The sequence below is a fragment of the Streptomyces sp. AMJ-169 genome (assembly GCF_055597585.1).
Genome location: NZ_JBVLTJ010000002.1, coordinates 716,065 through 730,131 on the forward strand (window position 1 = coordinate 716,065; position 14,067 = coordinate 730,131).

Here is a 14,067-nt window from a genome sequence, read left to right on the forward strand (position 1 = left end):
ACCCGCGTCTGCAAGTATTGTCAGCGGAGGTAAAGCGCTCCTGCAATCTTTTGCGGCGGCCTCGCGGCTGTCATAGGAAGGTGTTCCTCCGCCATGCCTCTCGCGCTTCTGGCCCTCGCGATCGGGGCCTTCGGAATCGGCACGACCGAGTTCGTGATCATGGGACTGCTCCCCGAAGTCTCCGCCGACCTCGGCGTCTCCATCCCTGTCGCGGGCTATCTGGTGACCGGCTACGCCCTCGGCGTCATGTTCGGCGCCCCGCTGATGACCGCTCTCGGCACCAAGATCTCCCGCAAGCGGATGCTGATGCTGCTGATGGGGTTCTTCATCGCCGGAAACCTGGTCTCGGCCCTCGCCCCCAGCTTCTCCGTGATGCTGATCGGCCGTGTGGTCGCCTCACTCGCGCACGGCGCCTTCTTCGGCATCGGCTCGGTGGTCGCGGCCGAACTGGTCGCCCCCGACAAGAAGGCCGGCGCCATCGCCATGATGTTCACCGGCCTGACCGTCGCCAACGTCGTCGGCGTCCCCCTCGGCACCTTCGTCGGACAGCACGCCGGCTGGCGCGTCACCTTCGCCCTCGTCGCCGTCCTGGGCGTGGTCGGCCTGGCCGGGGTCGCCCGGCTCGTCCCCGACCTGCCCAAACAGGAAGGCGTACGGCTCCGGCACGAGCTGGCCGTCTTCAAGAACACCCAGGTCCTCCTGGCCATGGCGATGACCGTCCTCGGCTTCGGCGGCGTCTTCGCGGCCATCACCTACATCGCCCCGATGACGACCCACGTCACCGGCTTCGCCGACGGCTCGGTCACCTGGCTGCTCGTCCTCTTCGGCCTCGGCATGGTCGCCGGCAACCTCGTCGGCGGCCGGTACGCCGACCGCGCCCTCATGCCCCTGCTGTACGTCTCTCTGGGCGCCCTGGCGCTCGTCCTGGCCCTCTTCACGCTCACCGCGCACGACAAGGCCCTCACGGCCGTCACGATCGCCCTGATCGGTGCCCTGGGCTTCGCCACCGTGCCGCCGCTCCAGAAGCGCGTCCTCGACCAGGCCCACGGCGCCCCGACGCTCGCCTCGGCCGTGAACATCGGCGCCTTCAACCTCGGCAACGCCCTGTCGGCCTGGCTCGGCGGCCTCGTCATCGACGCGGGCCTCGGCTACACCTCCCCGAACTGGGTCGGCGCCGCCCTCGCCGCCTCGGCTCTCCTGCTCGCCTTCCTGTCGGCCGCTCTGGAACGCCGTGGCACCGCCCCGAGCACCGTCGTCACAGGCGGCCCGGCCGCCGGAGGAACCCTCGTTGCCGAGGGAACTCCCGCCGCGGAAGGGAACACTTCGGCCGCGCAGGGCGGCACCTCGGTCCGCTGCTGAAGCCAGCGAGCCCCCGCAGCTGGAACGCCCGCTGACACTCCCTCACCGCACCGGCACCGCCCGCTGTTCAGCCCGCCGCCACCGTCAGCGGCGCGAACCGTCGCCTCCAGTCCCCCGGCAGCTCCGTGATCCCGTACGTCATCACGGAGTTGAAGGCGACCGTCTCCAGGCCCTGCCGCTTCACCCAGGCCAGCAGTTCCTCGTGGCGTACGTCGATGTCGGTGCGCAGGGGGCGGTCGGAGCCGGTGGCGAGGGAGGCGAGGAGGGCCTTGGCGGTCTCGGTGTCCCGGGCGACGAGCGGGCCCACGACATGGGTGTCCATGTTGGGCCAGGCCGCCGTGTAGCCGATGATCCGGCCGCCCTCCTCGGCCACCCGCAGCTGATCGGCGAAGGCCGGCAGCCGGGTCAGGACATGGGTGCGGTCGGCGCCGAAGACCTCCTCGTCGAGCCGCACGATCGCCGTGAGGTCCTCCGCCGTCGCCGCCCGGGTCGCCACCGAGGGGCGCGGACCTGACGGGGTGAAACGGCCGCGCACCATCTCGGCCCGGCCCGTGCTCTTGAAACCCAGCTCCTCATACAGCGGGCGGCCGTTCGGCGTCGCGTGCAGCGTCAGCGGGGTGGTGCCCAGGACGGCGATCACCTCACGCATCAGCCGCCGCCCGACCCCCTGCCGGGCGTACCGCTCGGCGACCAGCACCATCCCGATCGCCGCCAGTTCGGGGCGCCCGTGCGGGCCGTACTCGGTCACCACGCAGGCCGCCAGCAGTCCGCCGGCGGGATCGTCGATGCCGTATCCCGTACCGGCGCTGAGAAGAAGCCCCCACTTGTGTTCCTCGCGGGGCCAGCCCCGGTTCTCGGAGAGGTCGGCGCAGGCGATGAGGTCCCGTCGGGTCAGTCGGCGGACGGGGAGAGCGGCGAGGGAAGGAGTCGGCACGCAGGTCAGGCTGTCCGACCGGCGGCTACGGCGTCCACCCGTTTCCCCGCGACGGACGCGCTTTTGGCCATGTCATGAAGCGCTTGTCATAAGGGGTTTGGCATACGACTCTTGCCATATGCCGAGCCGCGACACATGTTTCACGTGAAACCGCATGTTTCACGTGAAACGAAGAGGGCGTTTCCCGTTCTGCGGGGTGACTGCCAATTGATGGTCCGAGTCCGGTAGTTGATCGAAACGCCGATTCGCCCCTCGGTAAGCCGCGGGTGAGGGGAAGGTGGGGGTTGTGTGGCCCACGGCGGCCGGTATGGTCGACTCCGGTTCGCGGGCAATGCGGCGGGCGGAACCGAACGGACGACCTAGCCGTTTGCGGGGGAGCAGGCACTTTCTGAGGAGGAAGTGCGCAGACCGACCGAAAGATGTTCGAGGCGAGGCACACCATGGACGCTCCGGCCACCACGTCGGCTGACAACGGCACGTCCGGCGGCGGGGACGGCTGGTTCACTCCGCGCAAACAGCCGGAGTCGGCCGCAGGCACCGAGCAGGAGACAGCCGAGGGCAGTCGGCTGGCCGCCCTGCGCCCGGTGGGCCGTGCCGCGACGGCCGCCGACGGCGCCGTACCGCCGGAGGGCGCGCAGCATCAGGCGAGCGGCGCTGACTACCAAGCAGGCGCCGAGCACCGAATAACCCCGCCGGGGCCGCTGCCGACTCCCACGCCCGCGCACGGAATACCCGCGTACGCCGAACCCCGCACGTCCGACGCGCCTACCCCAGGGATCGCCGCGTACGCCGACCCCGTGCCCGTCGCACCGGTCACCACCACGCTCCCCACGCTGGTCCCGTCCCCCGCCTCGGCCGTCCCGCCGCCCCCGGCGCCGAACCCGCCGCTCGCGCACCAGGTGCCCGCCCAGCGCACCGCGCTCGCCGAGCCGGCCCCCGAAGCCCGCGCGGACGCCGCCGAACTCCCGCCCGCCGCCGAGGCCCAGCGCCCGCCCGCGGCCGAGCCTCTTCTTCCCTCCGACCCTGACGCCTCCCCGGACGCCGTCCGCATCCGTCGGACGATGGCCGCCGTCTCGCCCGTGTCCGACAAGGTCACCTCGTACTTCTACGCGCTGCTCTTCGTCCGCCACCCCGATCTGCGGCCCCTCTTCCCGCCCGCGATGGACGCCCAGCGCGACCGGCTCCTCAAGGCGCTGCTGACCGCCGCCGAGCACATCGACAACAAACCCGTGCTCGTCGACTACCTCCAGAACCTCGGCCGGGGGCACCGCAAGTACGGCACCCGGCCCGAGCACTACCCGGCCGTCGGCGAGTGCCTCATCGAGGCACTGAACAAGTACGCCGGGTCCGTGTGGGACACGGAGACGGAGGCGGCCTGGGTGCGCGCCTACACGACGATCTCCCAAGTGATGATCGACGCCGCCGCGGTGGACGAACTGCGCGCTCCGGCCTGGTGGCAGGCGGAACTCGTCGCCCATGAGCAGCGCACCCCGGACATCGCCGTCATCACCGTCCGTCCCGACCAGCCCTACCCCTTCCGCGCCGGGCAGTACGCGAGCCTGGAGACGCCCTGGTGGCCGCGGATCTGGCGGCACTACTCCTTCGCCTCGGCGCCCCGCTCCGACGGGCTGCTGTCGTTCCATGTGAAGGCGATCCCGGCGGGCTGGGTCTCCAACGCCCTCGTCCACCGCGGCCGGCCCGGCGACGTGATCCGGCTCGGCCCGCCGGCCGGGGCGATGACGGTCGACCACACCCGGGACTCCGGGCTGCTCTGCCTCGGCGGTGGCACCGGTATCGCTCCCATCAAGGCCCTCGTCGAGGACGTCGCCGAGCACGGCGTCCGGCGCCGGATGGAGGTCTTCTACGGCGCCCGCAGCGACCACGACCTCTACGACATCGACACGATGCTCCGGCTCAAGCAGGCCCACTCCTGGCTGGAGGTCCGCCCGGTGGTCGACCGCGACGGACTGCTCCAACTCCCGGACGCCATCCGCACCTTCGGCCCCTGGGACGAGTACGACGCCTATGTCTCCGGCCCGCCCGGCATGATCCGCAGCGGGGTCGACGCCCTGCGCGGCGTGGGCATCCCGAAGAACCGGATACGGCACGACTCCCTTGAGGAGCTCGTCACCTAGAGGTCAGCCCAGATCGGGCGCGTGCATCGCCCGGACACCCTCGATATTGCCGTCCAGGTAATGCCGCAGCGACAGCGGGACGAGATGGACCGAGGCGATCCCGACCCGGGTGAACGGCACCCGGACGATCTCGTACTCCCCGCTCGGCTCATCGACCTCCGGGCCGTGCCGCAGGGACGGGTCCATGGACTCCAGCCGGCAGACGAAGAAGTGCTGGACCTTCACACCGGTGGCGCCGCCGTCCGCGCCGATGTGCTCGACGGTGTCGACGAAGCAGGGCACCACATCGGTGATCTTGGCGCCCAGTTCCTCGTACACCTCGCGGTGCAGGGCGTCGACGACGGTGGGGTCCTCGGGATCGACCCCGCCACCGGGAGTGACCCAGTACGGATCGACGCCGGGCCGGGTGCGTTTGATCAGGATCAGATGGTCGCCGTCCAGCAGAACGGCGCGGGCGGTGCGTTTGACCACGGGTCGGACGGTCATGACAGGAATGTGGCCCGGCTGGTTTCACGTGAAACATGCTGGTTCCACGTGAAACATGGCGTGCGTGGGATGCCGTAGGACCGGCCACCGCCAAGCCGCTCCGGCTCACGGCCAAGCCAAGGCCAGCCGAGCTGATCCGCTCACCGCCACCCCGACGCCGCCCGCAGCAGGCGTTCATGGGCACGGGCTATGTGCGGCAGCGCCAGCGTGCCGGTGCGGACGACCAGGAAGTACGTCCGCAGCGGTGGCACCGCCGGATCGTGCAGGGCGATGAGGTCGCCGCGCTCCAGGGCCGGGCGGCAGAGGTAGCGGGGCAGTACGGCGAGTCCGGCGCCCGCTCCGGCGCAGGCGAGGACCGCGCGCAGGTCGGGGACGATCACCGTTCCGGAGGCGGCGGGGAGGGCGTCGAAGACGGAGGCCCAGTAGCGGGAGACCAGCGGCAGCGACTCGTGGACCTCGATGACGGGCAGCGCCTCCAGCGTCGTCGCGCCCTTGGTGCGCAGCGCGTCCGCGTCGATGCGTTCGGCCCAGTGCGGGGCGGCGACCAGGACATGTTCCTCGTCGCACAGGGGGGTTGCCGTGAGCAGGGCGCCCCGGGGGCGGGCGGTGCTGATCGCGAGGTCGTGATGGCCGGCCGCGAGGCCTTCCAGGACCTCCTCCGCGGTGCCGAAGGAGGCGCGTAACGCGAGTCCTTGGCCGTCGTCGCCGGTCAGTCCGGTGAGCGCGGGCAGGGCCTGTTCGGCGGTGAACTCGGGGGGACCGGCGAGGTGCAGGGTGCGCTGCGCGGAGTCGTCGTCGAGGCCGGTCTCGGTTATCTCCACGAGGGCGTCCAGGTGCGGGGCCGCCTTGTGGGCCAGTTCGTCGCCGATGGTCGTCGGGGTCACGCCGCGGGCCTGGCGCAGGAACAGCGGGCGGCCCAGCTGCTGCTCCAGGGTGCGGATCTGGGAGGTGACGGCGGGCTGGGACAGGCCCAGTAATGCGGCGGCGCGGGTGAAGGAACCGGCCCGGTGCACCGCCACGAAGGTGCGCAGCAAGGCCAGATCCATGGCACGCCCTTCCCTTCGCCACCGCCCCGGCCCCCTGGCAGAGGGCCAACTATAAATATGTCGATAGGGTTCTGTCGCTACTGTGATTGGACACTGACACAGAGTCAACTAGCCTAGTTCGCGCGGTTCCTGGGGGCGGAACCGCAGGGCGGTCCGAGCCACGAGGGGGGAGGCTCGGACCGTCCGGACGAGGGGGCACACCCTGCGGCACCCCTCGACACACGTCCCCGCAGCCGAGGTCAGGCCGACACGTCGAGCGCCCGCAGGACGTCCGCCACCAGGTCGGCGGTGTCCTCCGCGCCCACCGACAGCCGGATGAAGCCCGCCGGGACCGCGTCCCCGCCCCACCGGCCGCGCCGCTCGGCTGTCGAGCGCACCCCGCCGAAGCTCGTCGCGTCGTCCACGAACCGCAGCTCCGCCAGGAACCGCTCCGCCCGCTCGCGCGAGGGCAGCGTGAAGGAGACCACGCAGCCGAAGCGGCGCATCTGCCGCGCGGCGATCTCGTGGGAGGGGTCGCCGGGCAGCCCCGGATAGCGCAGCCCGGACACCTCGGGCCGCCCGCGCAGCGCCTCGGCGACGGCCAGCGCGTTCGCGCCCTGCCGGTCCGCGCGCAGGGCCAGCGTGGCCAGCGAACGGTGCGCGAGCCAGGCCTCCATGGGACCCGGGATGCCGCCGGCGATCTTGCGCCAGCGCCGTACGGCCGCCATCGCCTCGGGGTCGCGGCCGGCGACGTAGCCGAGGAGCAGATCGCCGTGGCCGGTGAGCTGCTTGGTGCCGCTGGCCACCGAGAAGTCCGCGCCCAGCTCCAGCGGGCGCTGCCCGAGCGGGGTGGCGAGGGTGTTGTCGACGGCGACGAGGATGCCCTGGGCGTGGGCGGCCTCGGCGAGCCGGCGGATGTCGCACACGTCGAGCCCCGGGTTCGACGGCGTCTCGATCCACAGCAGCCGCGCCCCCTCCAGCGCCGCGAGCTGGGCGTCCTCGTCGGTCGGCGCGGTGCGCACCTCGATGCCGTACGTCTCCAGCTGGGCCCGGACGAGCGGGAAGATCTGGTAGCCGTCGGAGGGGACGACGACCGTGTCGCCGGAGCGCAGCTGGGAGAAGAGGACGGACGAGATCGCCGCCATGCCGGAGGCGAAGACGAGCGTCTCGACCCCGTCCTGGCCGGGCGCCTCCAGCTCGCCGACGGCGTTCTCCAGGAGCGTCCAGGTGGGGTTGTCGTCGCGGCCGTAGGTGTACGGGCCGGTCGGGTCGCCGGGGAGGTGGTAGTGCGCGGCGAAGACCGGGCCGGGCAGCGTGGGTTCGTACTTGACGGGTTCGGGCAGCCCGGCGCGGACCGCGCGCGTGCCGTCGCCGATGGGGGTGTCGTTCATGCCGGTCAGTCCCCGTCGGGCAGGGCGAGGTTGAGGGCCCAGGAGACGACGGAGATGATCAGGCCGCCGACGACGGCCGTCCAGAAGCCCTCGACGTGGAAGCTGAGGTCGAGCTTGTCGGCCAGCCACGAGGTGAGCAGCAGCATCAGGGCGTTGATCACCAGCGTGATCAGGCCGAGCGTCAGGATGAACAGCGGGAAGGTCAGGATCTTCACCAGCGGCTTGACCAGGAAGTTGACCAGGCCGAACAGCAGTGCCACGACGAGCAGCGTGCCGACCTTCTTGCCCGTGCTGTCCCCGGTGAGGGTGATCTTGTCGAGGAGCCAGACGGCGACGCCCAGGGCGCCTGCGTTGGCGATCGTCTTGACTACGAAATTCTTCATGTGTCTGATCGTTCCAGAGAGACCCATGGCCGACACAGGACTGGAGCGGGACGAACGCGATGAAGGCATTCCGGCTGGACGAACTGGAGGCGGAGCGAGCCGCCAACGACGGCGCCTACCTCCAGTTTCTGCGGGAGCGGAACATGTCGGTCGGTCTGTACGCGCTCGACGCGGGCACGCACGATCCACAGAACCCGCACAAGCAGGACGAGGTGTACTTCGTGGTGAGCGGCCGGGCGTCGATCACCGTCGGCATGGAGACGACCGAGGTCGCGCGCGGCAGTGTCGTGTACGTGCCGGCCGGGGTCGCCCACAAGTTCCATCACATCAGCGAGGACCTGCGGGTGCTCGTGGTGTTCTCACCGCCGGAAGGATGACCTCCGCTCCCCCGTCCCCTAGGGGATCATTCAGGGATGGACAAGGGGTGCGAAGCCCCCGTTCGGCCCCCTCGTGGCCCTAGCATCGAAGACAGGAAAAGAAGTCAGGAATCCCGGCCCGGCGGTCTCACGAGGCCCCGGCCGGCGCACAGATGGGGACGAGGGAGATGCGAGAGATCTTCGCGGGACTGCCCTGGTGGGTGAAGTGGGTGGCGGTGCCGGTCATCGCCCTGGTCGTCTTCGGCGGGCTGATAGCCAGCGTCGTCGGCTTCGTGATCGGCCTGCTGTTCAAGGTACTGGTGTTCGTCGCGCTGGTCGGCGGACTGGTCTACGTCGTACGGAAGTTCACGTCGAGCTCCAGCTCCCGCAGCGACTGGTGACGGCCCCGGGCCGAGCGGGGAGACCGGTGACCGGATCATAGGAATCACCGGTTCCCTCGGCCGGGGGAAGTTTTCCGTACGGCGCGGTGGTGGCCGGTAGCGGGCGGTTAGAGTCCGGAGTCCGACGCGGGTACGCCCCCGCGAGCGGCGTACTCCCGTGTCTCCCCGCACGGACCACCTCCTTCGCGCCTCGGGAGCGCCTCTTGGCCACGGCTGACACCTCCCCGGCGGAACCGGGCGCACCCCCCGCCCGCCTCCGCTCCACCCCCCGACCACCCGGCCGCCCCCGCCCGGCGGTCCCCGAACAGCCGCAGCCGGCGGTCACGCTGATCGGCTCCGTCCAGCGGGCCGTCCGCCTCCTGGAGAGCGTCGCGGGCCATCCGTACGGCGCTCCGGCGAAGCAACTGGCGAGAGAGACCGGGCTGGCCCTCCCCACGGCCTACCACCTGCTGCGCACCCTGGTCCACGAGGGCTATCTGCGGCGCGACAAGGGCCTGTTCTTCCTCGGTGACGCCGCCGAGCGGCTGGCCGCAGCGGGGGCCGCGCAGAAACGTCGCAGCACCATCGCCGACACCCTCGCCCACTGGCGGGACGCGATCGGCGCCCCCGTCTACTACGCGGTCTACCAGGCCGGCGAGATCGAGATGCGGTGCATCGCCGACGCCCCGGACGCCCCCGCCGTCGAGCAGTGGGCCGACTTCCGCGAGACCGGTCACGCGCACGCGGTGGGCCAGTGCCTGCTCTCCCAGCTGGACGAGGACGCCCGCCGCGACCATCTGCGCCGGCACCCGGCGCAGACCCTGACCCGGTACACCGTCCGTGACAGCCACACCCTGCTGCGCCGGCTCGCGCGGGTCCGGCGGGCCGAGCCGGTGACCGAACGTCAGGAGTACGCGCTGGGCACGGTCTGCGCGGCCGTCCCCATCACCGTGGGCGCCACGGCCGCGACCATCGCGCTCTCCCTGCCCGCCCATCAGGCCGACCGGCTGATTCCCGCCGCCCGCCGGCTGGAGCACGAGGTCGGCCGGCGGCTGGGATCGCTCGCGCTCTCTATCAGCATCTGAAAACTCACTCCTTGTGATCTGTTGTGCACGTTAAGCAAGATGCGTTGCAGTATCAGAGGTACATTCCCGGCCAAGACAACGGCATACGGCATGACGGGGTAGGCGATGCGCGAGTCCGTACAGGCAGTACAGGCAGAGGTCATGATGAGCTTTCTCGTCTCCGACGAGCTCTCGTTCCGGATTCCGGTGGAGCTGGCGTACGAGACGGGCGATCCCTACGCCGTGCGTCTCACCTTCCACCTGCCCGGGGACGCGCCCGTGACCTGGGCGTTCGGCCGGGAGCTGCTGATCGACGGGGTGGGGCGGCCGTGCGGCGAGGGGGATGTGCGCATCGAGCCGGCGGACGGTGACACCCTGGGCGAGATCCTGATCCGGCTCCAGGTCGGCGCCGACCAGGCGCTCTTCCGCTCCTCGGCGGCCCCCCTGATCGCCTTCCTCGACCGCACGGACCGGCTGGTCCCGCTCGGCCAGGAGGGTGCGTTCGCCGATTTCGACGCCCATCTCGACGAGGCGCTGGACCGCATCCTCGCGGAGGAGCAGAGCGCCGGTTGAACGTCCGTCCGGCTCCGGTGCGGTGAAGAGGCGCTGTTTTGTGCCGCAAGGCGGTGCAGTAACGCTTCTGCGGGGGCTCGCCAGGTGAAGTACCTCCTGGCGAACCCCCGTTCGGCGTTCACGACGCCGGCTCAGCGTTTACGACGTCGGCCCCGCCCGCCGCCCGCCGGAGCCGCGTCCGCCGTGACCGGCGCGGGACCCGGGGCCGAAGCCGTCGCCGGGGTCAGGGTCTTCGCGGGGTCGGGACGGTCGGCGGCGACGACCAGGGCGGCGAGGAGCGTGGTGACCGGCACCGACGCGACCAGGCCGATCGAGCCGACCAGGGTACGGACGATCTCCTCGGCGACCAGCTCGCTGTTGGCGACCGTACCGACGCTGCTCTGGGCGATCGAGAAGAGCAGCAGCAGCGGCAGGGCGGCGCCCGCGTAGGCGAGGACCAGGGTGTTGACGACGGACGCGATGTGGTCGCGGCCGATGCGGATGCCCGCCCGGTAGAGCCCGCGCCAGCCCATCGTCGGGTTCGCCTCGTGCAGCTCCCAGACCGCCGAGGTCTGGGTGACCGTCACATCGTCGAGGACACCGAGCGAGCCGATGATGATGCCCGCGAGCAGCAGACCGCTCATGTCGATCGACGGATACAGGCCGTGGATGAGGCCGGTGTTGTCGTCGGTGTTGCCGCCGAGCGCGGCCCAGCCGATGAACAGCGAGCCCAGGACGCCGATCAGCACCAGCGAGATCAGCGTGCCGAGCACCGCGACGGACGTTCTCGCCGAGAGGCCGTGACACAGATAGAGCGCGATCAGCATGATGGCGCTCGACCCGATCACCGCCACGAGCAGCGGGTTGGAGCCCTGGAGGACCGCGGGCAGGATGAAGAAGTTCAGGATCAGGAAGCTGATCGCGAGCGCCACCAGCGCCATGACGCCCCGCAGCCGGCCGACGACCACGACGGCGACGGCGAAGATCCCGGCCAGCAGGGCCATGGGGAAACGGCGGTTGACGTCGGCGACCGAGTACTGGAGGTCCTTCGGCGCGGAGGGCTCGTAGGCGACGATCACCTTCTGGCCCTGGCGCAGCTGGCGGGTCTGGTCGGGCTGGATGATCTCGTTGAACGTACGGCCCTTGTCGTCGCCGGTGTCCACCCGGATCGTGGCCCGCTTGCAGGTGCCGCCCGCCTGCTGCGCCGCCGAGGAGCCCTCCGCCGTGGAGGTGTCGCCGGTCGGGGTCCCTCCCGAGGCGTTGACGGACTGGCAGCTCAGCTTCTCGATCCTCGTGACCGTCGCCTGCTGCGTCTGCCGGTCGAACCCGACCCCGGTCCGCTCGTGCGGCGGCGCCCCGCCGGGCCACAGCACCACGAGCCCCACGACCACGGCGGCGGCGAAGGGGATCAGGATGGCGCCGATGACCTTGCGGAGGTGACGGGAGACGGGGGCGGCGGGGCCATGGCTGTGACTGTGCCCGTGGCTGTGCCCGCTCCCGCTCCCGGGCCCGTGTCCGCCCCCATGACCGTGCCCGCCGCCGCCCCCGTGCCCGCCCCCGGCGCCATGGTCGTGCCCGTCGCCGCCCCCATGAGAATGGCCGGAACCGCCGCCCTGAGGACCACTGGGCTGCGGCCGGACGCCCCCGCCGTTGCCCTGCCCCGCAGGATCTCCGTGCCCCGCAGGAATGCCCTGTCCAGGAGGCCGGCTCTGCCCCCCGTACGCCCCCTGCCGCTGCCCGTCGTACGCCCCCTGGCGCTGACCCTCGTACCCAGGACGAGGCCGCTCCCCGCCGGGACCCGGTGCGCCCGGTACCGGACCCGCTCCCTGACCCGCGCTGAAGTCGCGCTCCTGGCCCGGAGGTTGCCGGGGGCCGGAGGCCGCGCCGGGGCCGCGGGGCCGCTCGGGCGGTGGGGGGAAAGGGGGATGGGGTGTCGTGGTCACCGACCGATCATCGCAAGAACGGCAGAGGCCTACTGTTCACCGCGCCACAGATGACGCTAGCGTGGAGTCACCTTTGCACACGCGGGAGCTCGGAGCACCGGGCTGAGAGGGCGCTGACCTTCGTCTTCGCTGTGTTTCACGTGAAACGTCACCGGGATCGAGTGATGTTTCACATGAAACACCGCCGGACGGAATCCGCTGCGTCGACCGCTGAACCTGTTACCGGGTAATGCCGGCGTAGGGAGTAGGTCTCATGACCATCAAGGACGCACGCACACCTGCCTCCGGCCAGGACGAGGCGGCTCAGGCCGCGACGTCGACGCAGGCCGGGGACAAGCCCATCGGCTGGCACAAGGCATACGTCGAGGGTTCCCGCCCCGACCTGCGGGTGCCGGTCCGTCAGGTGCACCTGACCAACGGGCAGTCCGTCACCCTGTACGACACCTCCGGTCCGTACACCGATCCGGCCGAGCAGCCGGACGTCCGCCGGGGGCTGCCGCCGCTGCGGGAGAACTGGATCGTCGGCCGGGGTGACACCGAGGAGTACCTGGGCCGTCCGGTCCGCCCCGAGGACGACGGGATCAGGCACACCTCGCCGCGCGGCGGGCTGCGCAATCTGGACGCGGTCTTCCCCGGCCGGCCGAGGCTGCCGCGCCGCAGCCGCAGCGGGGAGCCCGTCACTCAGCTGGGGTATGCGAGCCGGGGCGAGATCACCCCGGAGATGGAATTCGTGGCGCTGCGGGAGAACGTCTCGCCCGAAGTCGTCCGTGAGGAGATCGCGGCGGGCCGGGCCGTACTGCCCGCCAACGTCAATCACCCGGAGATCGAGCCGATGATCATCGGTAAGCGGTTCCTGGTGAAGGTCAATGCCAATATCGGCAATTCGGCGGTGACTTCCTCGATCGAGGAGGAGGTCGAGAAGATGACCTGGGCGACTCGCTGGGGCGCCGATACGGTCATGGACCTTTCCACCGGCCGCAATATCCACACCACCCGTGAATGGGTGCTGCGCAACTCCCCCGTCCCGATCGGCACGGTGCCGCTGTATCAGGCGCTGGAGAAGGTCGACGGCCGGGCCGAGGAGCTGACCTGGGAGATCTACAAGGACACCGTGATCGAACAGGCCGAGCAGGGCGTGGACTACATGACCGTCCACGCGGGCGTACGGCTGCCGTTCGTGCCGCTGACCGCCAACCGGAAGACCGGGATCGTCTCGCGCGGCGGCTCGATCATGGCGGCCTGGTGTCTGGCCCACCACAAAGAATCGTTTCTGTACGAGAACTTCGAGGAACTCTGCGAGATTCTCGCCGCGTACGACGTCACGTACTCGCTCGGCGACGGATTGCGGCCCGGTTCGATCGCGGACGCCAATGACGAGGCGCAGTTCGCGGAATTGCGCACGCTCGGGGAACTCAACCGGATCGCCAGGCGTTTCAAGGTACAGACGATGATCGAGGGCCCGGGACATGTCCCGATGCACAAGATCAAGGAGAACATCGACCTTCAGCAGGAGATCTGTGATGAAGCGCCTTTCTATACGCTCGGCCCGCTGACGACCGACGTCGCCCCGGCGTACGACCACATCACCTCCGGTATCGGTGCCGCGATGATCGCCTGGTGGGGTACGGCGATGCTCTGCTATGTCACGCCCAAGGAGCATCTGGGCCTACCCAACCGTGATGACGTCAAGACCGGTGTCATCACCTACAAGATCGCCGCCCACGCGGCCGATCTCGCCAAGGGCCACCCCGGAGCGCAGGACTGGGACGACGCGCTGTCCGACGCCCGCTTCGAGTTCCGCTGGGAGGACCAGTTCAACCTGGCCCTCGACCCGGACACGGCCCGGGAGTTCCATGACGAGACGCTCCCGGCCGAGCCGGCCAAGACCGCCCACTTCTGCTCCATGTGCGGGCCCAAGTTCTGCTCCATGAAGATCAGTCAGGACATCCGCCGCGAGCATGGGGGAAGCCGGGCCGAGGTCGAGGAGGGCATGGCCCAGAAGTCGAAGGAGTTCGCGGCGGCGGGCAACCGGGTGTATCTGCCGATCGCGGAGTAGGCG

Annotated in this window: 13 protein-coding genes; 7 read left to right on the forward strand and 6 right to left on the reverse strand. The window is 70.5% G+C overall.

Features of this window, described 5'->3' with window-relative positions; genetic code table 11:
- Positions 1–93 precede the first annotated feature (93 nt).
- Complete coding sequence (locus tag ACYUD3_RS07695; RefSeq protein ID WP_470965699.1) at positions 94–1,359, forward strand: MFS transporter; 1,266 nt, start codon at positions 94–96, stop codon at positions 1,357–1,359.
- 67 nt (positions 1,360–1,426) lie between these two features.
- Here the strand turns inward: ACYUD3_RS07695 and ACYUD3_RS07700 are convergent, their stop codons facing one another.
- Positions 1,427–2,293, reverse strand: a complete 867-nt coding sequence (locus ACYUD3_RS07700; protein ID WP_470965703.1) for a GNAT family N-acetyltransferase — start codon at positions 2,291–2,293, stop codon at positions 1,427–1,429.
- Positions 2,294–2,712: 419 nt separating this feature from the next.
- On the opposite strand from ACYUD3_RS07700, the gene ACYUD3_RS07705 reads away from it, so the two are divergent.
- Positions 2,713–4,428 carry a globin domain-containing protein gene (locus ACYUD3_RS07705; protein ID WP_470965706.1) on the forward strand — a complete coding sequence of 572 codons (1,716 nt, stop codon included), beginning with the start codon at positions 2,713–2,715 and terminating at the stop codon, positions 4,426–4,428.
- A gap of 3 nt (positions 4,429–4,431) precedes the next feature.
- On the opposite strand, the gene ACYUD3_RS07710 is transcribed toward ACYUD3_RS07705, so the two are convergent.
- From ACYUD3_RS07710 to ACYUD3_RS07725, 4 genes are all read right to left on the reverse strand, one after another.
- Complete coding sequence (locus tag ACYUD3_RS07710) at positions 4,432–4,914, reverse strand: NUDIX domain-containing protein (protein WP_470965709.1); 483 nt, start codon at positions 4,912–4,914, stop codon at positions 4,432–4,434.
- A gap of 140 nt (positions 4,915–5,054) precedes the next feature.
- The gene (locus ACYUD3_RS07715; RefSeq protein WP_470965712.1) at positions 5,055–5,960 is read right to left on the reverse strand and encodes a LysR family transcriptional regulator; all 906 of its coding nucleotides are present in this window, start codon (positions 5,958–5,960) and stop codon (positions 5,055–5,057) included.
- A 239-nt stretch (positions 5,961–6,199) separates the two neighbouring features.
- On the reverse strand, positions 6,200–7,330 hold the full coding sequence (locus ACYUD3_RS07720) for a cystathionine gamma-lyase (RefSeq protein WP_470965714.1): 1,131 nt from the start codon (positions 7,328–7,330) through the stop codon (positions 6,200–6,202).
- Between the two features lie 5 nt (positions 7,331–7,335).
- The gene (locus ACYUD3_RS07725) at positions 7,336–7,713 is read right to left on the reverse strand and encodes a phage holin family protein (protein ID WP_470965717.1); all 378 of its coding nucleotides are present in this window, start codon (positions 7,711–7,713) and stop codon (positions 7,336–7,338) included.
- A gap of 59 nt (positions 7,714–7,772) precedes the next feature.
- Here ACYUD3_RS07725 and ACYUD3_RS07730 point away from each other — a divergent pair, with 59 nt between their 5' ends.
- The 4 genes from ACYUD3_RS07730 (at position 7,773) to ACYUD3_RS07745 (ending at position 10,086) form a co-directional block, all read left to right on the forward strand.
- Positions 7,773–8,090, forward strand: coding sequence for a cupin domain-containing protein (locus ACYUD3_RS07730; RefSeq protein WP_470965720.1), 318 nt, complete (start codon positions 7,773–7,775; stop codon positions 8,088–8,090).
- 167 nt (positions 8,091–8,257) lie between these two features.
- Complete coding sequence (locus ACYUD3_RS07735) at positions 8,258–8,470, forward strand: DUF5326 family protein (protein ID WP_470965722.1); 213 nt, start codon at positions 8,258–8,260, stop codon at positions 8,468–8,470.
- A 203-nt stretch (positions 8,471–8,673) separates the two neighbouring features.
- Positions 8,674–9,534, forward strand: a complete 861-nt coding sequence (locus tag ACYUD3_RS07740; RefSeq protein ID WP_470965725.1) for an IclR family transcriptional regulator — start codon at positions 8,674–8,676, stop codon at positions 9,532–9,534.
- Between the two features lie 105 nt (positions 9,535–9,639).
- A complete protein-coding gene (locus ACYUD3_RS07745) occupies positions 9,640–10,086 on the forward strand; it encodes an SsgA family sporulation/cell division regulator (protein ID WP_470965728.1) in 447 nt (148 codons plus the stop codon).
- A gap of 131 nt (positions 10,087–10,217) precedes the next feature.
- On the opposite strand, the gene ACYUD3_RS07750 is transcribed toward ACYUD3_RS07745, so the two are convergent.
- A complete protein-coding gene (locus ACYUD3_RS07750) occupies positions 10,218–12,008 on the reverse strand; it encodes a YibE/F family protein (RefSeq protein WP_470965730.1) in 1,791 nt (596 codons plus the stop codon).
- Positions 12,009–12,261: 253 nt separating this feature from the next.
- On the opposite strand from ACYUD3_RS07750, the gene thiC reads away from it, so the two are divergent.
- Positions 12,262–14,064, forward strand: a complete 1,803-nt coding sequence (gene thiC, locus ACYUD3_RS07755; protein ID WP_470965733.1) for a phosphomethylpyrimidine synthase ThiC — start codon at positions 12,262–12,264, stop codon at positions 14,062–14,064.
- The last annotated feature ends 3 nt before the right edge of the window (positions 14,065–14,067 follow it).